This is a genomic window from Paraglaciecola psychrophila 170, from assembly GCF_000347635.1.
Classification (GTDB): domain Bacteria; phylum Pseudomonadota; class Gammaproteobacteria; order Enterobacterales; family Alteromonadaceae; genus Paraglaciecola; species Paraglaciecola psychrophila.
Genome location: NC_020514.1, coordinates 2,499,180 through 2,523,433 on the forward strand (window position 1 = coordinate 2,499,180; position 24,254 = coordinate 2,523,433).

General features: G+C 39.9%; 17 protein-coding genes and 2 pseudogenes. 9 read left to right on the forward strand and 10 right to left on the reverse strand.

The window, feature by feature from the left end:
* The first annotated feature begins 4 nt into the window (after positions 1-4).
* Positions 5-640, forward strand: coding sequence for a LysE family translocator (locus C427_RS10960; RefSeq protein ID WP_007641928.1), 636 nt, complete (start codon positions 5-7; stop codon positions 638-640).
* A 555-nt stretch (positions 641-1,195) separates the two neighbouring features.
* On the opposite strand, the gene C427_RS10965 is transcribed toward C427_RS10960, so the two are convergent.
* A complete protein-coding gene (locus C427_RS10965) occupies positions 1,196-2,989 on the reverse strand; it encodes an ABC transporter ATP-binding protein (RefSeq protein WP_007635275.1) in 1,794 nt (597 codons plus the stop codon).
* The gene (locus C427_RS10970) at positions 2,986-4,764 is read right to left on the reverse strand and encodes an ABC transporter ATP-binding protein (protein WP_007635282.1); all 1,779 of its coding nucleotides are present in this window, start codon (positions 4,762-4,764) and stop codon (positions 2,986-2,988) included. Before C427_RS10970 ends, C427_RS10965 begins: the two co-directional genes overlap by 4 nt.
* Positions 4,765-4,885: 121 nt before the next feature.
* Between C427_RS10970 and C427_RS26395 the strand changes: the two genes are divergently transcribed.
* The 3 genes from C427_RS26395 to C427_RS10985 all read left to right on the forward strand — a co-directional run bounded on the left by C427_RS26395 (position 4,886) and on the right by C427_RS10985 (position 6,649).
* The gene (locus tag C427_RS26395; protein WP_162471180.1) at positions 4,886-5,134 is read left to right on the forward strand and encodes a hypothetical protein; all 249 of its coding nucleotides are present in this window, start codon (positions 4,886-4,888) and stop codon (positions 5,132-5,134) included.
* Positions 5,112-5,486: an MBL fold metallo-hydrolase gene (locus C427_RS10980; protein WP_226991053.1), complete on the forward strand. Its 375-nt coding sequence runs from the start codon at positions 5,112-5,114 to the stop codon at positions 5,484-5,486. The genes C427_RS26395 and C427_RS10980 overlap by 23 nt, the downstream gene beginning before the upstream one ends.
* A gap of 488 nt (positions 5,487-5,974) precedes the next feature.
* Positions 5,975-6,649, forward strand: a complete 675-nt coding sequence (locus C427_RS10985; protein ID WP_148285909.1) for an alpha/beta hydrolase — start codon at positions 5,975-5,977, stop codon at positions 6,647-6,649.
* A gap of 81 nt (positions 6,650-6,730) precedes the next feature.
* Here the strand turns inward: C427_RS10985 and C427_RS10990 are convergent, their stop codons facing one another.
* A complete protein-coding gene (locus C427_RS10990) occupies positions 6,731-7,513 on the reverse strand; it encodes a RhlG family 3-oxoacyl-ACP reductase (RefSeq protein ID WP_007635294.1) in 783 nt (260 codons plus the stop codon).
* Positions 7,514-7,934: 421 nt separating this feature from the next.
* Between C427_RS10990 and C427_RS10995 the strand changes: the two genes are divergently transcribed.
* Together C427_RS10995 and C427_RS11000 are read left to right on the forward strand one after the other, a co-directional pair.
* Positions 7,935-8,714: an SDR family oxidoreductase gene (locus C427_RS10995; RefSeq protein WP_007635296.1), complete on the forward strand. Its 780-nt coding sequence runs from the start codon at positions 7,935-7,937 to the stop codon at positions 8,712-8,714.
* Positions 8,715-8,858: 144 nt separating this feature from the next.
* The gene (locus C427_RS11000) at positions 8,859-9,683 is read left to right on the forward strand and encodes an enoyl-CoA hydratase-related protein (protein ID WP_015430837.1); all 825 of its coding nucleotides are present in this window, start codon (positions 8,859-8,861) and stop codon (positions 9,681-9,683) included.
* 333 nt (positions 9,684-10,016) lie between these two features.
* Here the strand turns inward: C427_RS11000 and C427_RS11005 are convergent, their stop codons facing one another.
* Complete coding sequence (locus tag C427_RS11005) at positions 10,017-11,021, reverse strand: DUF3089 domain-containing protein (protein WP_007635298.1); 1,005 nt, start codon at positions 11,019-11,021, stop codon at positions 10,017-10,019.
* A 1,005-nt stretch (positions 11,022-12,026) separates the two neighbouring features.
* Here C427_RS11005 and C427_RS11010 point away from each other — a divergent pair.
* Both C427_RS11010 and C427_RS11015 read left to right on the forward strand, forming a co-directional pair.
* Positions 12,027-13,913 carry a GNAT family N-acetyltransferase gene (locus C427_RS11010; RefSeq protein WP_007635299.1) on the forward strand — a complete coding sequence of 629 codons (1,887 nt, stop codon included), beginning with the start codon at positions 12,027-12,029 and terminating at the stop codon, positions 13,911-13,913.
* Entirely contained in the window at positions 13,910-14,833 is a 924-nt protein-coding gene (locus tag C427_RS11015) for a histone deacetylase family protein (RefSeq protein ID WP_007635300.1), read from the forward strand. Before C427_RS11010 ends, C427_RS11015 begins: the two co-directional genes overlap by 4 nt.
* A 271-nt stretch (positions 14,834-15,104) precedes the next feature.
* On the opposite strand, the gene C427_RS11020 is transcribed toward C427_RS11015, so the two are convergent.
* Positions 15,105-15,461 (reverse strand): hypothetical protein, encoded by a 357-nt coding sequence (locus C427_RS11020; RefSeq protein ID WP_015430838.1) that lies wholly within the window; start codon positions 15,459-15,461, stop codon positions 15,105-15,107.
* A 399-nt stretch (positions 15,462-15,860) separates the two neighbouring features.
* Complete coding sequence (locus C427_RS11025; protein WP_007635301.1) at positions 15,861-16,745, reverse strand: aldo/keto reductase; 885 nt, start codon at positions 16,743-16,745, stop codon at positions 15,861-15,863.
* 564 nt (positions 16,746-17,309) lie between these two features.
* Here C427_RS11025 and C427_RS11030 point away from each other — a divergent pair.
* Positions 17,310-18,179: a hypothetical protein gene (locus C427_RS11030; protein ID WP_007635302.1), complete on the forward strand. Its 870-nt coding sequence runs from the start codon at positions 17,310-17,312 to the stop codon at positions 18,177-18,179.
* 68 nt (positions 18,180-18,247) lie between these two features.
* On the opposite strand, the pseudogene C427_RS11035 reads toward C427_RS11030, so the two are convergent.
* The 4 genes and pseudogenes from C427_RS11035 to C427_RS11050 form a co-directional block, all read right to left on the reverse strand.
* Positions 18,248-18,842: pseudogene (locus tag C427_RS11035) on the reverse strand (magnesium transporter); the annotation flags it as partial.
* A gap of 303 nt (positions 18,843-19,145) precedes the next feature.
* On the reverse strand, positions 19,146-20,684 hold the full coding sequence (locus C427_RS11040) for a SpoVR family protein (RefSeq protein ID WP_007635303.1): 1,539 nt from the start codon (positions 20,682-20,684) through the stop codon (positions 19,146-19,148).
* Entirely contained in the window at positions 20,677-21,966 is a 1,290-nt protein-coding gene (locus C427_RS11045) for a YeaH/YhbH family protein (RefSeq protein ID WP_007635304.1), read from the reverse strand. The genes C427_RS11040 and C427_RS11045 overlap by 8 nt, the downstream gene beginning before the upstream one ends.
* 147 nt (positions 21,967-22,113) lie before the next feature.
* Positions 22,114-24,037, reverse strand: a pseudogene (locus tag C427_RS11050) (PrkA family serine protein kinase).
* Positions 24,038-24,254: the final 217 nt, after the last annotated feature.

Below are 24,254 nucleotides of genomic sequence, written 5' to 3' on the forward strand. Positions count from 1 at the left end.
ACCCATGCATATTTTAAATTTTGAAGCCTTTCTTGTGGCAATTACGTTGTTAACGATTACTCCTGGGATAGATACGGTGCTGGTGATAAAGAATACCAGTCGTTCGGGCGGTAGGGATGGTGTTGTCACTAGCCTTGGCATTTGTCTTGGGCTTTTTGTGCATGCGACGTTTTCGGCTATAGGTATTTCGGCAATTTTACTGCAGTCGTCAGAACTCTTTTTAGCAATGAAATTGGTAGGTGCCACCTACCTTATCTGGTTGGGCATTGGAGGATTAAAAGCGGCTTTTAAAAGTCACTCAGGGTTAATGATTGATGACTCCGTAGCCAGAATGTCTAGTGTTAGACGCCCACTCAAAGAGGGCTTTTTGTCAAACGTATTAAATCCAAAGACTGCGGTTTTTTATCTGGCGTTTCTACCGCAATTTATCGATCCACAATACTCACCTCTATTGCAAGCTATGACCATGGCCGGAATACATTTCGTCATTGCTATGTTCTGGCAATGCTGCCTTGCTGGAGCTGTTAGCTCCGCTAAACGTTTTTTTGCTAGCCCTGTGGCGTTGAAATGGATGGAAGGCATAACAGGTAGTGTGCTGATATTTCTTGGTTCAAAATTGCTTTTTGACGAGCAGAGTTAAGACTACGGTTAAGAATAAATAGTTGATCTCGAATACAGAATTCGCGATTTACTGGTGCAGCCTATATGAATGTTTTCATATGGCGCAACAATTAAAACTGTTTCAACAACTTTACCCCGTAGTCCAGAATTTGCATTATCTTAGATTATTTTTATACTCTCAACTGGTTTACTATTTCAAGCATTTCTGCTGCTTTTCATTTTTGGTAGTTTCACTTTTAGCACCTCAGTAGTTTCTTACTGACCAGATGGGGCAGTGCAAGTGTTATTCAGTCTTGAACAAAGCTCGACGTTACCAAGCGCTTTGCAGAGTGCTCTTTTGGAATGCCTTCGCGACGTTCTGCACCAAGGTTACTAGTGCTAGCGGGATTGGTCTTGCTAATTTTTAATGAAGCACGATTTTTGATCTGCGCATATATTCAAATTATTACTAAAATAATTGGTGCAGCTACGATTGACTTATTTAGACACCCATTGTACGTGGTTAAGTAACGCAATTTATTTGATTAAATTACAGTGGGTGTTTTGTTTATCTTAGTTTGATTAGATGGTGTTATCAGCCAGGTTTGGACAATAGCTCGTCTTCATCGTCTGCAATATTGGTGTTATCCGTCAGTAAGCTTGAATAAACCCCGTTCATTGCCAGTAATTCCTGATGGTTACCTTGCTCCACAATTTTACCTTGGTTAAGTACTAAAATTTGATCTGAGTGGCGAATAGTACTCAGGCGGTGAGCAATCGCGATTACGGTCTTCTCCTCAAACAAACGCCCAATGGCTTTCTGGATCAGACTTTCGGTAATGGAGTCCACTGAACTGGTGGCCTCATCTAACATCATCACTTGTCCACCTTGGGCTACTGATCGCGCAAAGGAGATAAGCTGGGCTTGGCCCGCTGACAAGTTACTGCCGCTATTTTTTAACTCAAATTGGTATTGACTCGGTAGTCCTATAATAAAATCGTGGGCATAAACGTATTCTGCTGCGTCGACCACTGCGTCGTCACTGATTTCGTCGGCGCCAAGGGAAATATTAAAATGAATATTTTCCTCAAATAGAAACACGTCTTGTTGCATCAGAGAAAACAAGTGCAACATTGAATCTTTGGGAATACTCGACAACTCAATACCATTCAAAAGAATGCTGCCCTCGTAGTCCATGTACGCTTTACTCATGATGCGAATGACTGTCGACTTTCCTGAGCCTGTAGTGCCGACTAAAGCCAATTGCTCGCCCTTACTCAACGCGAAGGACACATCATCCAATACGTAAGGGCCAACGCCGCCGTAACGGAAGCGCACATTCTTGAATTCGAGCGTCTCGAAATTAGTCAGCTTGTCTTTTAGTGTTTCAGCTGATAAGAGCGTTTTTCCTTGTTCTTCAAGCTCTTCCACAAAAAGTTCTTCTATGTGCTCAAAGGCCGCGAAAGAGCGCTGTATCGAGGCGATTTGTGAAGTGAAATCACGCAGCGGTACAAACACTTTTTCCAAGGTATTGATGAAAGCAATCAATACGCCAAGGCTGACGGCTCCTGCAAGTACCTTACCTGAGCCAAACCAAATAATAAGGCCGATAGTGATAGTTGTGATACCCGTTATAATCGAAAACAAGGTGGCATCGTATTTATTGGTTTTTAATTGCGCATGCAAGAAATCTTCGGTGTAACTATGATACTTGGACTCGACCTCTTGTTCGGCGCCATATAACTGAACGGTTTTCACTCCTAACAAACACTCTTGCAGATAGCCTGTGCCTTTGGCCAAAGATGAGCGGGTGATGGTATACATTTCTCGCAGCCGATTACGCACATACTGGGTCAGCATTAACACTGGAGGAAACACCAGCAAGACCAATAAAGCCAATTGCCAGTTGATGAAAAACATAAAGATCAGCACCGCTATTGTATTAATGGAGTCTTTCACCAAACTCAATACGCCCAGCACGAAGGACTCACCTATGACTTCAAGATCACTCGTCAATCGTGACAACGTAACGCCCGTGGGTGTTTTGTCATAATAGGTTCTAGGCAGTTTCAAAATGCGCTGAAACAAGGCCATACGCATATCGAAAACAGCCTTCTGTCCGGTCAAGCGTAAGCAATAGGTGTAGATGGCATCGGCAATGTAATTGAAGACCAATACCACCAACATAATTGCAATCAGCCACATCATTCCATCGTATTTACCAGGTGTGAGGTGGTCATCAATGACTTGGATAATCAACCAGGGAAACAACAAGTTGGCAGCCACTGATATCGGCATCATAAGCAAGCCAATTACGGCGGTCTTTTTGTAGCGTGATGCATACTCAAAGAAATGTTTGAGGTGTTGAAAATCTGGAGATTTAATCATGCGGGACTCTCCGACTCATGTTGCTGTAATTCCCAAGTCTCGCGGTAATAGTCTGACGACTTAAGTAGTTGGGCATGAGTACCACGGGCGATGATTTCACCCTTTTCCAAGACCAGAATTTTGTCCATGTACTCCAGCGCGCTGACTCGGTGAGACACCACCAACAAACTCTGCCCCTGAATGCGATTAAATACCCCTTTTAGAATGGTACGTTCGGTTTCGTAATCCACCGCCGATAACACATTGTCCATAATGATGAGGTCGCTGGGTGTGAGCAGAGCCCGTGCGATACTCAGACGCTGTTTTTGCCCACCCGATAGCATAATACCTTTTTCACCTACCAGAGTTTGATCGCCAGCGCCAAATCGCTGCACATCTTCGCTTAACTGACTGAGTTTGAGTACTTGGTCTACATTGAGCTCATCAGCGCCATGGATTGGTTGTTTAGCGCCAAATTTCACGTTCTCAAAAATCGTATCGGAAAACAGAAAAGGGTCTTGGGTTATGGTGCGCACATAGCTTCGCCAATCTTGACGAGACATCTGCGTAATATCTTTGCTACCCCAAAAAATGTGTCCTGCTCCTAGAGACAAATGATGATTCAAACAATTCACCAAGGTACTTTTACCCGAACCAATACTGCCTAAAACACCTACTTTTTCGCCGGCTTCAATAGAAAAACTGAGATCCTTCAGCACCATTTCACTGTCTTCACCCTTAGAGCTTGGGTAGCGATAACTGAGGTTTTGTACCAACAGTGTTGATTTTCGTAACGTAGATTTTTCATCCTCGCTCATTCTCAACATATCTGTGTTTGGCACCTCGTTATTGAGAATGTTCTGAACACTATCAATACTGATCATACCCATTTGATAAACCGTGGCAATTCGCCCTAAGTGCATTAATGGAAGAGCTAGAAGTACGGAGTAGGACAAAAAAGCTGTAATTTCGCCAATAGTCAGCTTTGCCTGCAAAAGATAATAACCACCCAGTCCCAAAATCAGCACTTTCATGAAATGGTTGGCGTAATCCAGAATAGGCATAAAGAAGGTTTGGATTTTGGCTATTTGCATCGTGCAATCAAAGAGACGAGCATTGACCCGATCCACTTCGTTGGTGACCCATTCACCCATCTGTTGATTTTTAATCAAGTCGATGCCCGACAAGTAGTTCATCAACTGCTCTGATAGATTCTGCAAACATATTAATCGCTGTGCATGTAAGGCTCGTAACTTTCTAAAACCAAGCCAGAAAATGACAGAGGCAATCACGATGGGGATCGCAGAGTACATAGTGAGTTGTGGAGAAATTCTCCACATCCAAATCGGCGTTAAAGACAGAGCAAACAAAATATTAAACAGCTGTAAAAAACCAATGCCGTAAAATAGGCGAATGCCATTTAAGTCATTATTGATAATAGATATAAGTTTACCGGACGCATATTGCTCGTGAAAGGTTGAAGGCAGACGATTTAAACGATGAAACAAATCATTTTTTAAGGCCGCTTCAGTAATTCGACCTGGGTTTAAAGAATACATTCTGGACAGAATACGGATCACCACCATGACCACCGAAAGCGCAATTACCCAGTGTACGTTTTCAAGCAAACCCTCTTTTGACTCTGTCGTTGATTCGTTAAGTAAATCAACAGCAAGCTGGATGTAGCGCGGAATTTCCACTTGTAGATAATTCACTACAAAAATACATACTATCGCAAACATATAAGAATATTTATTCAACAGTAAGTAGTGAATGATGAATTTTGATTTAGTCATTGCTGTTTGAGCCCTCGTTATAAATCGATGGATATCGCGCAAGGCAGGCGTCGATAATCAGCTGCCTTGGGTCTCCTTCTTTACTTAGTTGCTCAAGCAACCATTCAGGCAGGCGGATGGGTTGAGTTCTTACGCCGGGCTTGCGACCACAACCGATGCGTTTACCGCCATGATCACCGCAAACTTCATTGGAATTATTGGGCATTTGTATTCACTTAGAAGAGTGGAAACAGAGGTTTTTGATAAGTGTACGCTTTTCAAGGTTTTTTTGCTACCCGCAAAACAATTATTCAGAAATAATTACATTACGATGGGTGTCTCGTTAATTGCTATTGTGGGCGTCTTGGGTGATAACAACGCAGAGCCATAACATTTTTTACAGTGGCGATGGAGGATACTTTGACGGCTTTAAAAAAATAGGTGAAGCACTAGGGCCATTTAATTTGGCCATATTAGAGAGCGGTGCCTACGACAAAAACTGGCCATCAGTACATATGATGCCAGAACAGACTATTCAAGCGCATAAAGATCTTAATGCCGATGTGTTATTGCCTGTGCACAACAGTACTTTTGATTTGGCCTTCCATCCTTGGTATGACCCATTAACTAAGTTGTCTGTGTTAGCGCATGAACATGATATTAAACTCGCTACGCCAGTTATTGGCGAGCAGTATCGGCTAGATAGCAAAGTGCCTACTCAGCAATGGTGGGAGTTTGACTAATTACAATTTTATTATCCCTTGGTAAATAACTTTGTGAATTAGCAATAAAAAATCTACTGGAGCATGTTCTTTAAAGATGAAAGATTATTTAATCTTTGACAATTTTCCAAGGCATCTCTTATAGATCTGCTCAAGTAAATCTGATTTTTTGATTATGTAAAGATGGGTGTCTTTGTAATTTCTTCTACGTAACTTCTGAATATTTTATTTATTTTTTATAAGCTCTTGTTACATATCTTTCTTTGGAGGTTTTGATACAAAGTGGTAATTATGAGAGCTATCTAATCTCCCCATTGTTTTAATAATGGAATAGTGTAGGAATAAACAAATACAATGCCGATTAATCACTATGTTATTAAAGTCAGAATAAAAAAATGATAAATAAAAATTGGTTGAAATTGTCGATGCTGTGTTTCATCTGCTTGATGTTTTTGATTGGATGCCAAATAAATAAAAGTAATCTATCTCATTTTGATAACAGCATAGATTTGAGCAATGATCAGGATCAAATTATTTTATTACATGGCATGTATCGCAGTGCTGATGCTATGCAGCCACTCGAAACATTCTTTCGCAATGAAGGATATCAGATAACCAATATCAGTTACCCGTCTACAAAATATGACATTGAAACTTTGGTTAGGGATTACCTGCATCCTGCTGTTCAAAAGGCACAGAGAAAAGGTATGCAAAAAATCCACTTTGTTACTCATTCCATGGGCGGTATTTTAGTTCGCTATTATCTTAAAAATCATCCATTGGAAGGCCTAGGAAAAGTGGTGATGATCGCACCACCAAATCAAGGAACAGAACTGGCCGAACTGTTTGCCGATTCATCCTGGATAGATACAAATACCGGTCCCGCTAAATTGCAACTCAGTGCTCAGCAAGACAGTTGGGTTAATCAACTAGGCCCAGTAAATTTTGCAGTAGGTATTATTGCCGGTAATTACAATTCCAACTTGCTCACTGCTTGGCTGCTGCCGGGAGAGGACGACGGGGTAGTATCCGTTGAAAGTACCAAGGTGCAGAACATGCAAGACTTTATGATCGTAAACGAAAAACACTTCAAACTGCGAGGAAATATAATGGTTCTGCATCAAGCTGCTTACTTTCTGAAACACTCCAGCTTTTATCGCTCTGCCTCTGATTTTGGGACCTAATATTTACCAAGATACCCATTGTAAATATGGTCAAATGACAAGTCATATTTGATTAAATTACGTTGGGTATCTCATTAATTGTTAATTAACTAAAGTAGTACCACCGTCAACTGGAATAATTTGTCCAGTGATGAATGCGCCTGCCTGACTGGCCAACATAATGGCAACACCAGCGATATCGCTTGGTTCACCCCAGCGTCTCATGGGAATGGTTTGCAGTTCTTCATCAAATGCAGCCTGGTCTGTGCTTAGAAATTCGGTCATTTTTGAGTAAAAACGCCCTGGCGCGATGGCATTGACACGAATATGTGATGCTGCCAATTCAGTTGCTAATACTCGTGTTACCTGATGAATAGCTGATTTTGATACGGCGTAACTAAAGGTATCCAAGCCATTGCCCAAGATACCAGCAATGGAACCTATATTTATTACAGTAGAGGTGTTTTTTGCATCGGCATTTTTAGCTAGTAGGGGGGTTAATGCTTGAGTTAAGAAAAATGGGCTCTTAACATTGATGTCCATCACTTTGTCCCAGCCACTTTCAGGAAACTGACCAAAAGGTGCTCCCCAAGCCGTTCCAGCGTTGTTTACTAACACATCAATATGATCTTCACGTTTGTTAATTTCCTGAACTAACTGGCTTAACCCTTCGCTTGTAGAGGCATCGCCAGGCAAAGCAATACATTCGCCAAATTTGCTTAGCTCTTCGGCTGCAGCAATGCAGGCTTGTGCTTTACGACCTGTAATGTAAACACGTTTTGCCCCTGCTTCAAGAAAGCCTTGAGCCATAAAGGCACCTAAACCACGATAACCCCCAGTAATAACACAGATTTTTTCTTGCATAGAAAATAGATTTTTAAACATTTATTTCTCCTTTTGAAGTATTTGATCAATTTATCAAAGAAATCCCTGTGAAGAATATTTTTTAGAATGATGATCAATAAATATGTAGGATCAATTTAGTTGTACAAAACGCTAACAAGCCATCCGTTGTGAATAGAGTTAAATAACTCTAAGTATCTGATTAAATTATAATAAATATCTAAGTGATTTGACATGTTAGCAACTTTTTATATGCTATTACGTCGCTTTGGGCGGTGTAAATTTGATTTAATGGTAGTAGTTATGGCACTGATATCTAGCTTTGAATGGGGTAATCTTTTACAAAGAAAACGTTTGAATTATCTAAAATTGCTGCGAAAAGAAATGTAGAGTGCTGATTTAAGCTGGGCATTCATAGACATCCAAGATACAAATATTAACAAACAGATATGGGAGAGACTTTTTGGAACTACAAGATAAGATTATCTTAATCACTGGTGCCGGCAGCGGTATTGGTCGAGCTCTAGCCGTTCGCTTTCACGCAGCAGGTGCTAAGAAGATTGTGGCGGTGGATATTAATCTAAGTAACGCGCAAGTCACAGCTGACATGGTGAGTGGTGTTGCCATGATGGCTGATGTAGCTAAAGAAGATGATATCTGCCGCGTGATCGAAGAAACCGAAGCCAAGGTTGGCCCCATCGACCTGTTTTGCTCAAATGCTGGTGTGGCTATAGGTGAAAGCATCGATTCCCCCAATAATCAATGGCAGGCGAGCTGGGATATCAATGTTATGTCACATGTCTATGCAGCACGACATTTAGTGCCGCGCATGGTAGCAAGGGGCGGCGGTTATTTTTTAAATACCTCATCTGCTGCAGGCTTGCTCAATCAGATTGGTGGCGCTGCTTATGGTGTTACCAAACACGCCGCAGTCGGTTTTGGTGAGTGGTTGGCTATTCATCATAAACATGAAGGAATTAGTGTGTCTATGTTGTGTCCCCAAGCAGTGCGCACACCCATGACCGCATTGGATAACGATGCTATTGCGGCCGCTGCGAGCAATGGCATGATTGAGCCAGAAGAGCTTGCTAATTGTGTTGTGGAAGAACTACGCAAAGAGAGTTTCTTGATACTGCCTCACGCCATTGTGCAGGAATATATGCGCAACAAAACGACTAACTACGATCGTTGGATTGGCGGCATGAATAAACTTATGCGCCACATTATGGGTATAGGCAAATAAAATGTTTAAGCTGAGTATTTAATAGATCCTACTGCTATATATCAGAGCAGAAAAATTAACCATGCTTTACAAGCTTTATGAACGAATATATGCATGCGCATATTCAATATAAATTAAAGTCAGTTAAAATATAAAGGAATTAAAATGAGTTTTTCATCCAATGTATTAAGCATCGAAAAACAAGGGCAGGTAGGCATAGTTTGGTTAAACCGTGAAGCCAAATACAATGCACTGTCTACTGAATTATGGTCAGCTATTCCCCACGCCCTTGATGCTCTTTGCGAAGACGGAGAGATAGGTGCAATAATCCTTGCCGGTCGTGGTAAACACTTCTGCGCTGGTATCGACCTAGTAGAAGACGGCCTAAGTGAACATAAAAATGCCAAAGCCCGCTCCAAAGCCGAAGCTAATATTCAGCAGCTAGCCAACACTCAAAAGTTTCAGGCAGCGATTACTGCCTTAGCCGACTGTGCAGTGCCAGTTGTGGCGGTAGTGCAAGGCTTCTGTCTTGGTGCTGGGGTTGATCTGATCACCGCCTGTGATATTCGCATAGCCAGTGCATGTTCTGTATTTAGTGTACGTGAAACACGGCTAGGTCTGGTTGCAGATGTGGGCACCTTGCAGCGTCTACCTAAAATACTTAATGCGGGTCATGTTGCCGAGCTAGCCTACACAGGTAAAGATATCAAAGCCGAGCGCGCCGAGAAGATTGGTTTGGTCAACGATGTGTACGAGTCTGCAGAAGCTACTATGGCAGCAGGTATGACTCTTGCCAATGAAATAGCCGCTAACTCACCCATGGCAGTGCGCGGTACCAAGTTTATTTTGCGTAAGTCAGAGAACATGACCGACGAGCAGAGCTTAATGTTGAATGGTATGTTCACTATGATGACGAGTTTGCAGTCGAATGATTTGCAAGAGGGTATAAAGGCCTTTTTCAGAGCGCAGAGCGCCGAAGTTTACAGGTAGCTAAACATTCCTCAGAGTGACATTTGTGATGCCTGTGTCATTCTTAGGCCTCTTGTTTTCTTTGTAAATTACCTAGATAACGTATTTACACACCCATTATAAAAGTGGTCAAAAGACTCTGAATATTTGATTGAGTTACAGTGGGTAATGCCTATAACCGCCTTTTTTACGTCATGTTTGCACTTTAATCTTTGACAGTTATTAACGTGTCTGGTGCTATGCACCAGAATATTAACAAGATACCCACTTTAATTATCACGAAATTAAAAAGATATCTTGTTAATTAGCATACGCTCGCGGACAATTAATCTTACTTAGACTAACCCGATTTGATTACTCATTTAACCAATCAGCTGCCTGCTTATCAGCTAAGGTAATCAGATCACCGTGGGGTAGAGCAACATCAAAGCGGTGTAATCCCCAGCCCGGTAGAAAGTCACTTACATCATCTACACGAGGGTCATCGGGATCGGCATTAACAGTGATAGCCAGATAACCCTTACCGTCTTCTTCAATACATTCTCCTGAAAATAATCCCGGCAGTTTGATAAAAGGGGTAGTAATAGCCTCGTTATCAGCTAAATTATTATACGCTACTAATTGACTTGGACTAAAGTAAGAGTCCAGCTCTAGCAAGCCAGATCCGAGGTCGACGGGATGTGTACAGGGTGACCGTGTATCGAGGCTATCGGTGATACCGAAATTAGCTGTAATTGCATTCGGAGGTGCAGAAGCCCTGTAGCTGGAGTAGTTAACATAGCAACGAGTAAAGTTTTCAGGGCTACAGGGTAGCGTCGACAAAAACGTTTCTCCAGTTTCAGCCTCATTAGGTACAGCGACTCTAAAACCAATTAAATGCGCAGCAATCATTCGCTGTTTGAGATAAGCATCGTTTTCAACTTGATCCTGAATCAGGTGTATTAAATGTTCAGTTCCCTGTGAGTGACCAACCAAAATAAATCCTCGACCATCGTTATTGGCAACGAAATGCTTAAAGGCGTCCAGCACATCACCATAGGCTATTTCATTTAATTCAGGTAAATTGTAGCGACCAGTAAAAATAGAACTAATCGTTTTTTGACGATATAGTGGAACAAACAGGCGACACACTGAACGGTATCTAGCAGCCTGAATAAATGTAACCCCAATTTCAGCATCTGCTACCAAATCTGCATTGTCGCCAATGTCATCGCTTACTGTGGGATAAACATAAAAACAGTCAATTGGTTGATCAATCGCTATTGGTGATTCTTCAAACTGGGTAGTACCGTCAGCAAATACAATCGTTGATGATAGATCGGACTCACAAATATTCTCTTCACCTTGAATATCTGGCATGCAAAGCCAGTTCTGCGTATCGCTATAAAGTGTGCTGGTAAAACCTTCATACGGGTTGTCATCATAAGCATTATTTCCATCACTGTTACACGCGGTTAGAAACAAACTAAAGATAAGAAAAAAAGTCGAAAAAACATTTTATTTACCATTTTTTGATTTTTATAGGGTAAATATCTTAGCAATTAGGATGGCTATTTACATTTATTTAACAACTGTTCGGTATTTTTTACATTGATGGTTCTAACTTGATTAGAAACTGAATACCTCGTCGAGATATAAATTAATGTACACATTTTTCAAGTCATCGTAGCCATGCTCTTTTTTCGCTTCAAACCAGTTTTAGGTCTTGTCTTTTGTTCCAAATTCAACAAAACACACATTCTGATCTAACGGTAAATTATCATGGCTGTATTGTAAGTTAGCAAATATTAATATTGAACGTAGCAAAAAACTACCAAGAGGGAATATGGGAAAATAAAAAATATATAAAGGTGGGCGTTTGTTCGGCATAATTCGATTTTATGCGCAAAATCCAGTTCTTAAACCTCATACTTGTTCGTGTAAAACATGCCAAAGTCATTCAGGTTTTCTGACTCAAGTTTGGGTATAGTTTCCAAGTGAGCTGGTTAAACGGAAGGGACTTAGAGGATAATCTTCAATGTGGCGTTCATCAGACTATTCCTGCCATAGCTTTGTCCTGAATACGACGGTACTTTAGGTGTAATAGATGATGCCCCTGTAATAACAACATCACTCGCTTCATTTGATGTTCCTAATAAAAGAGAACTTAAGTCTGTATCCCCACCTATATGTACAAAAAAAACTAAATGGTGGGGTATTGAAGTTGAAGATGCTTAACTATTTATTCATTTAGTTAACAAAGGCTTATGCATCGGCTTAAGGCTAGAATCGATGCTAAATTATAGCGTTGTGAACTAGATCAAGTTCACAACTGAGAAATAGTGATAAAGTAAAGGAAATTACTTTTCCTATCAGGCTGTTTGTATGCAAATCGTAAAGTCTCAATTCAGTAATAAAATTGATTGGCATAGCCTTCTAAATTCAGGTAATCGGGTATTTATTGGCTCAAATGCAGCGGTACCTAATGCGCTAATAGATAGCCTTATCGAAGATGGAAAAGGCTTAAACGATATTGAAGTTACCCATATAAGCACTTTATCAGACGACAAATGGGCTTTGCCTGAGTACGCTTCAAGATTTAAGATTAATACTTTTTTTATTCACGGCAAGCTTATTCGAAAAGCCGTGGAAGAAGGACGTGCAGACTACACGCCTTGTTTCTTATCTGAAGTGTCTGGTTTGTTCAGCGATGACATATTACCCCTAGATGCCGCTTTAATTATGGTATCGTCGCCCGACGAACTAGGCTTTTGTTCATTGGGTGTATCGGTCGATGTGGTAATGTCGGCAGCGCGCGCAGCAAAACATATTATTGCACAAGTTAATCCACTGATGCCAAGAACCTGTGGGCACTCATTTCTGCATATAAGTGAATTTAGTGCATGTATTGAACATCAACAAATCTTGCCTGAAGTTGCCGTACCTGAAGCCACAAAAATAATCGATCGAATTGGTCAATATGTAGCCATGTTAGTCGAAGACGGCGCTACCTTACAATTAGGTATTGGTAAAATTCCCAATGCAGTAACACGGTATCTGCAGCATCATAAAAATCTAGGCGTGCACTCGGAAATGATCAGCGACGGAGTAGTCGATTTAATTAAGAATGGCATTGTGAACAATAGGTACAAGACATTTCATCCGGGTAAAACGGTAGTCAGCTTCTGTTTCGGTACTCAAAAATTATATGATTTTGTTGATATGAATCCCCACGTTGAATTTTATCCTTCTTCTTATGTGAATAAACCCGCCAACATTGCGAAAAATGACAATATGGTAGCAATCAATAGCGCACTAGAAGTCGACCTCAGTGGACAAGTGGTATCGGACTCAATCGGGGATCATTTTTATAGTGGCATCGGGGGGCAGGTAGATTTTGTAACTGGTGCCTCGAAAAGCAAAAACGGAAAACCTATTATTGCTTTGCCTTCAACCGCGAGAAACGGCGAAGTGTCGCGCATAGTCGCAACCTTATCTGAAGGTTCTGGCGTGGTAACATCAAGGGGTAATGTGCACTATGTTGTAACCGAGTTCGGTATAGCAAGCCTCCAAGGCAAGAGTGTGCGCGAACGTGCGCTTGAATTAATTCGTGTTGCGCATCCTCAGTTCAGAGATGAATTATTGGCGCAAATCAGAAAAAAATATTGGGTTCCCGATTACCAAAAAAATACGCCAACTGATATTCCTGAATTAGGTGATATGCAGCTTTTACGTTTAGACATGTCTGAGAAGTTTTATTTACGACCACTCAATCCATCTGACGAGCGCCGCTTGCAGGAGTTCTTTTATTCACACACCAAAGAAACGATTAATATGCGCTATAACTATACGCCTGGTCAAATGACGCGGGAAAAATCCTGTGATCTCGTTAGCGTAGACCAAAGTAAAGATGTGGCGTTAACCATTGTGCGACAAGAAGGGTCGAAAGTGCGCATAGAAGCAGTAGGACGTTATTATTTAATCCCCCAAAAAAACTCGTGTGAAGTAGCGTTCGTAACACGAGAAACTAATCAAGGCCAAGGCATGGCTAAGCGATTATTACAAACCATGATCGATATTGCCAAAAAGCGAGGCCTTAAAACAATGTTTGCATTAGTAAAAAGCAATAATAAAGCGATGATTTCAGTGTTTGAACAGTTCGGTTTTGTGCGTTCTTTACATTCTGATTTTCAGGAGATGGAGCTAACTAAATACTTCACCACTGATAAAGAATCGATTCAAACCGAGACTGCACAAGGAGAATCAAAATGACTGTGACTATCATAGGTAGCCCTTATTGTAATTTACATGACATGGGCGACGAGCATCCTGAACAGCCAGCACGCATGCACAAGATTAATGACCAATTAATTGCATCTGGGCTTGAATATGTGCTGCATTTTGCTGACGCTAAACCTGTCAAATTGTCATCATTAGAGCGCGCTCATGACAAAGCCTTTGTACAAAGTGTATTCGACCGAGCACCGAAAGAAGGTGGTGATAGGGTCTGGATAGACGATGATACTATTATGATGGATAAAAGCTTAAACGCTGCCTTGCACGCAGCGGGTGCCGTCACTGATGCTGTCGATTTGGTGCTAGCAGATAAATCAAAAAGTGCGTTTTGTTCAGTGCGACCACCCGGACATCACGCTGGGCGTGCAAGCTCATCTGGGTTTTGCATTTTTAATAATATTGCTGTGGGTGCCATGCATGCTCTCGAAGTACATGGTTTAGAGCGTGTTGCTATTATCGATTTTGATGTTCATCACGGTAACGGTACCCAAAACATTGTCAAAGACGATGAACGCGTTCTATTTTGTTCATCTTTTCAACACCCGTTTTATCCTTTTACTGGCGATGAGCCTTGTAGGAAAGGCATTGTTAACGTACCCATTCCTGCTGGAACTTCGGGTAGCGAATATTGTGAAATGATAAAGCCTTGGTTCAAAGCAGTAGACGAATTTAAGCCTCAACTTATTTTTATATCCGCTGGCTTTGACGGCCATGCTGACGACGAACTCGGACAGTTGCGTTTAGTCGAAAAGGACTACATTTGGATAACTGAGCAAATTAAGGCGCTAGCTGAAAAACACTGTGAGGGCAAAATAATATCTGCTTTAGAGGGCGGCTATGCATTAAGCGCTCTTGCTCGCAGTGTTGTAGCACATGTAAAGGTGCTTGCTAACTAGCTCATTATTTAAAGTGATCTCAGTCATGCCACGATGCCAATATTGTTGCAACTTTTGATATTAGTCATAACAAAGGTCGCATCTGTACGAGCATATTAATGTTTGAAAATCAGCCCTACTTAATAAACTGACAGGCGGCAATGAGCGAGAACCAGTCACACGATTAATTGGCCGTGAAGACCGTGTTTACTGAGAAAGGTAACGGTCGAAAGATAGAGCCTCAATCGCAAATTTCTACGATTTTCGCGATTTAAAACTCATTCACTCAGTGTCAGTAGATTCTTTTATGACGATGGTGCCCCTCTTGAGATACTAACAAGGTCAATGTTCCATTTGTATCTTTAAAGGAATATTGTCGTTGAATGGACCTATCGTCGAAATAGTAACCACCGCCTAAATTAATCAGCTCAACCCAGGGCAAATGTCTGAAAGACATCCACAGCTCGTTAGCTCGAATTTCAAATTCAAATTCTTCGAATCTTTGGCGTTCCGCCAATGGTGGCAAAGTGAATACTATCTCTTGCGGTTGAGCTTTAACTGCGGCGATGCGTTTGACCCACTGAAGGTTGTTAATGGCATCTTCATTTGCTTGTAGTTTGGTCAAGGCTATTAAATAAGCTTTGTCCAAGGCAGTTTCAGCTGTGCTTAAAACATCGGGGGTAGTGCCTTGCCCTTTCCATCAGTTCCAATCTTTAATGCCTAGTTTCAAACTTTAATATACTCGGACAGCAGCATCATCTACCTTAATAGTCTGTTTAACGACATACACTTGTTGTAAATATGCTCCAATGATTTTGGATATTTGATCAAATTATAAAAAACTGTTTATTTAATTTTTTGTGCCGATGAAAAGGTTGTACCACTCAAATTAACTAACTGGGTTAGATAGCCAAATAAAACGTTACATTAAGATTTAGAGTGTGCTGCGCTTAGTTGCTAATCATTTCTGCTTTAAAAAACCTATTTCAGCCACCTAAAGAATTCAAACAAGGATAGGCTTTGACCTATCCTTGTCTTTCAACAAACTTTATTCAGGGACCCGCATTTTCATGTTGCCTTCATATGCGGTATCAGGATCGCCTCCGTATCTGTGATCACGATTGAGCTGGTTGATTTCTTTTATCTCCTCAGTGCTGAGTTCAAATGAATTTAGTTCGAGATTGGCTTTAATATTCTTTTCGCTTTCTGCTTTAGGAATGGCGATACGACCTTGTTGTAGATCCCATTTTAAAATCACTTGCCCGGAACTCACTCCATATTTTTCAGCCATATTAATAACGACAGGGTCTGCTATGGGCTTTTCACTAGTCGGAACACCACTCCAAGTGCCGGAGCCAAGGGGAGACCAGCAAGACACATAAATTTCGTATTTGTCACACACTGCGCACAAGTCTTCTTGGGTCAGATAGGGATGTAATTCTAATTGATTATATATGGGTTTAACTTTGGCAAAAGACATAAGCTGTTCTATGTCGGCTTGACGGAAATTGGATAAGCCTAAATAACGAACCTTGCCCTGTTGATGCAAACTTTCCATTGCTTGCCATGTGGATTGAGTTTTATTGGGATTAGGCCAATGGATTAAAAACAAGTCAATATAATCCATGTCTAAACGTTTAAGGCTGGCATCAAAGGCTTTCAGCGTTTCTTCATAGCCTTGATCACAATCCCATACTTTGCTGACCACAAAAAACTCTTTTCGTGGGATACCCGAAGCTTTAATCGCTTTACCTACGCTGCGCTCGTTGCCATATAGTGACGCAGTATCAATATGTCGATAACCAGCTTTGATTGCTTTAAGGATAGTGTCAACCACGTACTCATTATCTTGTTGCCATGCGCCGATTGCGCAAGTACCGAAACCGAGGGCAGGGAAGCTACCTCCATTATTTAATACTATTTGTTGCTGCATTATTTATTCTCCTGTTGCTGGACATGATATGACATGAGGCCAAGGGAAATACATTCAAGCTAAAACTGCTGGCTGCAAAATAATAAAGTTTGAATTAACCACATAGGTTCGACTAATCACACGAGCAAGAATACACGTTTGTAGAAGGGTAATAGCATGGATTAATCATCCATTAAATTAAAAATGTCGCCGTTATAAATTGACTCATATAATTCTGATTTTTTGATTATGCATAGCCAATTTATACGAAAATTGTTGAGATATAGTCTAGAAGCTAAAGAGCTACGAAAATCATTAAAAAGTAGAAGCATAGGTAACTCAAAACTTTACTTGGAACTTGAAATTTTACGTTAACAAAACCTGTAAACCCAATCTGCTTCTTTTATTTTAACTTTTTTATCCCTGATTGAATTACAATAGAACCCTATGTAATTTTCATCTACATAATTTTACTTAAATTAGCATCAAGACTAAGGGAATCTAGCAGACTAATTACCCAGCGACTTTTCGCCATCATAATAATAACAGTTGCCTAATATTAAAAAGGTAACTAAGGATTAATTAGTGAAAACATCATTGATAATTTATGCTCTCATCGCTTTTGCTTTTAATGTCGGTGCCCAAGACAATACGTTGTCGCAAAAACAATACAAAGATGGAATTTCCGAGCAAGCCAGCACTTATCCAATCAAGATAGATGAAAACAATATCATTCGTAGGTCATTTATTGACGGTGATACACATGTGATAGAGATACAAGTCAATCACCGTACTAAAGAATATATTGGCAAAGAAGAGCTGTTGAATATAGAAGAACAATTACTCGACACTATAGGTGTCAACTTCTGTAAGGACGGAACCAACGAAAGTGTCGCCAGAACTGTTGGGATAAGTGTAGAATATCGGTACTTTGATAAGAACGCTGAACCTTTTCATTCAGTGCTTTTTAGCCAAAAGAAGTGTAATCAATTGGCGATGACCTATACGCCAGAAAGAATAACTGAAGAAGTCAGTGTAGAAATGAAAATTAGGGCATTGGAAAAAGCTGGCACCGGCCGTGTGAAAGTTTGTGAGCTCAAACCTTTAAATGACGTTATAAAAATAGGTTATTCAAATGAGGCTGATGAGGTTGCTACTTTTTATGTTTCCGATGAATACATGGTCAATAGTTTCATGATGAATTTAAACAAAAAGAAGCTGCAAGAACTGCGTCAACTGCTCTTAAATGCAGATAAAACTGCAATAGAAAATGCGATGCTAGATAATTTGAACTTAGGAGAGTTCAATTCCAATTCTGGAAAATTATTATTAAGTAGCCACAAAGGTGCGCTAAAGGGTTACTTCAGATCAAGAAAAGGCCGTGGTTCAGTGAGGGTGTTGTTGGATGCAACAGAACTTGCCCGTTGTTTAAGCCAAGTAGAGCCTCACCTGTAACGTTCTATTCAAAAAACGAACCTGCAAAGGCTTCCCCGCAGGTTTTGACTCCGCAGATTAGACTGCTACTAAATCAAAAAGATTGTTACTAGTTCCCAAAATGCCACAAAACCAACGATATTGGTGACGGTAGTTAAAATATCTGAGACAGAAATAGCGGGGTCAATTTTATATTTGTCGAGGATCATGGGTACAAATACCTCGGCCAATGCTGCTGCAACAATGTTAAGTAAAATAGCGATACCGATTACCATTCCTAACAGTGGATCGTTAAACCATAATAATGCAACAAAACCAATAACGACGGCCCAAATCACCCCATTTAAACCGCCCACCTTGGACTCTTTGGCGAGTAATGCGCCAACGTTGGCTGAGGTGACCTGTTTGAGCGCTAAACCACGAATAATCAATGTTAATGTTTGGCTACTGCTATGCCTCCCATACTCGCAACAACTGGCATCAAGAACGCTAGGCGACGACTTGTTGAATTGTGTTTTCAAACGTTCCGATAAACGCACTGGCTAAAAAAGCGGTTAGTAGGTTGATACCTAGCCAAATAGCCCTTGTTTTCGTGCTTTTGCGTACGGCTGAGAATAAATCTTCGTTTTCATCCATACCAGCACTAGCCATTATTTGACCTTCATAATACTCTTGCATCAATTCGCCAACAGCAATAAACATATAGTTAATTGTAGTGAAATCGATTGGTGTTTTTAGTTAGCGGATTGTTTATATATCGAATTGAAGGCTGTTGTTAAAAGATATTCGCCAAGCGACCAATTAAGCTTAGCACTTGGCTTTAATTTCTTTTTTACATACATAAAATAATTAAAGGGCTGCGTGTTATTGAAGATAAATAAGGCAGGACAATAAGTTAGCGAAAAACAAAAATAGTAATGAAAAGTTAGACTAATTATTTTATTTCTGACATTTTATTTAAGGTTATATATTCATAATATTTAATGCCTATTCCGGTTTTTCAGTATTGAGTGATGGGCAATGAAATTCTGCAAGGGTTTCGTTTTCATCTGCATTATTTCCATTGACACTATAAAGATGAACATCGAAACCCCAAAGTCGATGTACATGTTTAAGGACGTTTTCAGTATTACTTGCCAAAGGCGTGTGTTGATTGGGTATATGTCGAAGCGTTAAAGAACGGTCCCCCTTTAAATCCACATCCCAAATTTGAATGTTTGGTTCCTGTATACTCAAATTGTATTGCAGTGATAGCTGTTCTCGTACATATCGATAACCACTTTCGTCATGTATAGCGGTGATGTGATAGTGCTCTGCTTGATAGTCATCTTCAATCGAGAAAAGTTTGAGGTCACGAATGACTTTTGGGGAGAGATATTGAAGTATGAAGCTTTCATCTTTAAAGTTCCGCATGGCGAAGTCCAATGTTTCTAGCCAGTCTGAGCCTGCGATATCTGGGAACCATTGCTTATCTTCATCCGTTGGCGACTCACATATGCGGCGTAAGTCCTGAAACATTGAAAAGCCTAAGGCATATGGATTGATACCATTAAACCATTTACTGTCAAAGGGAGGCTGATATACAACAGCTGTATGCGATGTTAAAAATTCTATAATAAAGCCTTCATCGACCAGTTTCCTATCATAAAGTGTATTCATAATCGTGAAGTGCCAAAAGGTTGCCCATCCTTCATTCATTACCTGCGTTTGCCGTTGAGGATAAAAATACTGGGCTATTTTGCGAACAATGCGAATAACCTCACGTTGCCACGGCTCTAAAAGTGGCGAATTCTTCTCAAAGAAGTAAAGTAAGTTCTCTTGAGGTTCATCAGGAAATTGTGTGTGAACAACGTCATGTTCATTATCAGGGTGTAAAGGTATGGTTTGCCAGAGTTCATTCACTTGTTGCTGCATGTATATCTCACGTTCCACTTGGCGTTTTGACTCTTCCTCGGCTGAGATGTTTGGAGGGCGTTTATAACGATCTACGCCGTATTTCATGAGTACATGGCAAGAGTCTAAAATATTTTCTACTTCATCAATCCCATGACGTTCTTCACATTTTGAAATATAGTTTTTCGCGAATACTAAATAATCAATAATTGCGCTAGCATCTGTCCATGTTTTAAATAAATAATTTCCCTTGAAAAAAGAATTGTGTCCATAGGCCGCATGGGCAATTACTAAGGCTTGCATCATCATGGTGTTTTCTTCCATAAGATAGGCGATGCAAGGATCAGAGTTAATCACGATTTCATATGCCAGTCCCATTTGGCCTCGTTTATAGTTTTGTTGGCTGTTCAAAAACTGTTTACCAAATGACCAGTGATTGTAACCCAAAGGCATACCAACAGATGAGTATGCATCTAACATTTGTTCCGAACTTATGATTTCAATTTGATTTTGATACGTATCCAGTTTGTATTCTTTAGCGATTTTTGCAATAGCTTCATCATACTTCTCGATTAGTTCAAAGGACCATTCAGAGCTGGTAGAAATATAGTTTTTTTCAGATGACTTACCCATGATGACTTTCCTTACGAGAAAATAATTCTCTGAAGACTGGATAAATTTCACTTTCATTGGTGATAGTTTGTATCGCGAAGTTATCTGGAAACTCAGGGCTTAAGGATTCATACTCATTCCATAAGCTTTGATGCTCTAATTTTGTTATTTCTATGTAGGCGAAATATTGAATTTGCGGCAAAATATCTTCACGCAATACTTTTAAGCATAACGGTGAGTCACCGTTCCAATTATCACCATCTGAGGCTTGGGCGGCATAAATATTCCAATCAATTGCAGGGTAACGTTGCTTAATAATGTCATTCATAAGTTTCAAAGCGCTTGAAACAATTGTACCGCCAGTTTCTCGAGAATAAAAAAACTCTTCTTCATCCACTTCTTTTGCACTGGTATGGTGACGAATGAATATCACATCAATTTTTTTATAATTTCTTTTTAAAAATAAATATAACAGGACATAAAAACGTTTTGCGATGTCTTTATGCATTTTGCTCATCGAGCCTGAAACATCCATCAAACAAAACATTACAGCGCTGGTGCTTGGAAGTGCTATCTTCACGTGTTGATTGAATTTAAGATCAACATCATCAATCCAAGGGATTTTTTTAATACGTGTTTTGAACTTTTCAATCTTGAGTTTTAATGTACGTATTTCTGTTGTGTCATCTTCAGTTGAAGACTCAAGTTCCATTAATTTTAGTTCTAGTTTTTTAAGGCTTTCACGTTTTTTCCCTGTGAGCGCTAAGCGTCTTCCATAGGCTTTTTGTAAGGAGCGTACGACATTGATTTTTGCAGGGTTTCCTTGATTAGAATAGCCCGCCCGTTGATATTTAAACGATGTGGTATCTTTTAATTGTTTTTTTATCAAGTTAGGTAATTCGAGATCCTCAAACATGCAGTCAAGAAATTCTTCTTGCGATATTTGAAATACAAACTCATCAACGCCTTCACCTGAATCACTCGCTCCGCCCTGTCCTGAGCCTTTTTCGCCTTGCCCCTTTGATGGTTTAGCGATTCGGTCACCAGTAGTGAAATCTTTATTTCCAGGATTAACCGTTTCACGTAAGCCTCCCTGACCGGATCGAAATGTAGGCTCGTCTAAATCTTTACTGGGAATACTGATATTATCTCCACGTTCAATGTCGGTGATGCTTCGTTTACTCACAGCATCAGACACTGCCTTCTTAATATGTTGGCGGTAACGTCGAAGAAAGCGCTCACGGTTGACAGCGCTTTTATTTTTACCGTTCAGTCTACGGTCAATAATATGGGTTAAGCCCATTAGTATCTCCTAGGTTATAGACCTTAAGTTATCGAGCTTCTTTTAAACAGGCTGCGCGCATGAATAAACCATTGTTGGCAGACTTAGATAATGCCTATGGTTACATCCACTTTATGAGCTCTATAATCCCTCACAATTGATTGACTATTATTGAGACTTTCGAACCCGTAAGTACCATTCTGCAAGTAATCTAACCTGTTTTTCTAGTGTATCCGCGATCAATCATGCGCTCTACAAACTGCTCATGCTTATTCTTGTCTTCTTGTGAGTTTTTGGGGTTGAATGAAATGACGGGGAGCAAGTCTTCGGTATTCGAAAACATTTTCTTTTCAATAACTGCACGTAGTTTTTCATAACTTTGCCATGAAGGATTTTTGCCATTATTGTTGGCGCGCGCTCTTAGCATAAAATTAACAATTTCATTTCGAAAATCTTTAGGATTACTAATACCTGCTGGTTTTTCAGTTTTCTCAAGTTCTTCATTTATTACTGCTCGATTAAATATCTCACCTGTTTCAGGGTCTCGATAGTCTTGATCTTGTATCCAAAAATCAGCATAAGTCACATATCTGTCAAAGATATTTTGGCCGTATTCAGAGTAAGACTCCAAATAGGCTGTTTGAATTTCTTTGCCAATAAACTCAACATAATGGGGAGCTAGAAACTCTTTAATAAAACGTAAGTATTGTTCGGCCGTCTCTTGTGAAAATTGCTCTTGTTCAATTTGTTTTTCGAGAACGTAAAGTAAATGAACTGGATTCGCAGCTATTTCGGAGGTGTCAAAGTTAAACACTCGCGAAAGGATTTTGAAGGCAAAACGGGTTGAAAGACCAGACATTCCCTCATTGACACCGGCATTGTCTTTGTATTCTTGCATCGACTTAGCTTTTGGGTCGGTATCTTTAATATTTTGTCCATCATAAACTTTCATTTTTGAGTCAATATTAGAATTTTCTGGTTCATTTAGTCGAGACAGAACTGAGAATTGAGCAAGCATTTTTAGGGTATCTGGCGCACAAGGTGATTGACTCAATGAACTATTTTCAAGTAGTTTTTTATAAATATTCATTTCTTCAGTCACTTTTAAGCAATAAGGTACTTTTACGATTGAAATTCTATCTAAAAAGGCTTCATTGTTTTTGTTGTTACGAAAGGTCTGCCACTCAGATTCATTTGAGTGCGCTAAAATAATGCCCTCAAAAGGAATAGCGCTCATGCCTTCTGTAGAATTGTAATTACCTTCTTGCGTTGCTGTTAACAAAGGATGGAGTACTTTAATTGGCGCTTTAAACATTTCCACAAATTCCAGCATACCTTGGTTAGCAAGGCATAAACCGCCACTAAAACTATAAGCATCTGGGTCATCTTGAGAAAAATCCTCAAGCATTCTAATATTTATTTTACCCACTAAAGCAGAGATGTCCTGATTATTTTCATCCCCAGGTTCAGTCTTAGCGATAGCTGTTTGGTCTAGAATAGATGGCCATAATTTAACCACTTTAAATTTGCGAATATCTCCACCGTATTCATGCAAGCGTTTCACTGCCCAAGGTGACATTATTGAACCTAAGTAGCGTGCTTCGATACCGTAATCTTCTTTAAGTAAAGAAGCATCTTCTTTTATATCGAAAAGAGATAGAGGCTTATCATGCACTGGAGAGCCCTTGATCGCGTAAAAAGGTACTTTTTGCATGAGCTCTTTTAATTTTTCAGCTAGTGAGGATTTACCGCCACCAACAGGACCAAGTAAATAGATAATTTGTTTTTTTTCTTCTAGGCCTTGAGCAGCATGTTTGAAAAATGAGACTATTTGTTCAATGCATTCTTCCATTCCATAAAAGTCACTAAAATTCTCGTAGCGTTTAATAACTTTGTTCGAAAAAATACGGCTAAGACGAGGATCTTTGGAGGTGTCAACAAATTCGGGTTCGCCAATAGCGATTAATAATCTTTCTGCGGCAGATGCGTAGGCATTAGGATCGTTTTTGCATATATCAAGGTATTCCTCTAGTGTGTACTCTTCTTGCTTACTGAGTTCATACCGAGTTTGAAACTGGCTAAAAATATTCATGACGTCCCCTAAAAAGGTGATGTAGTGTTTATTGATGGCTCCTTAAATGATGTTTCTATTCCATTTTGTAACGTATTATTGCTTAAAGAACTTTATATATTTAACAAATAAATCTTTATCATGTAGATATAAAAGTTATAAAATAAGTGTAGTTTAATTAGGTGCATTAACCTGTTTTTTGTTCTGAAAATTCAATTTTTAATTCTATATTAAATAA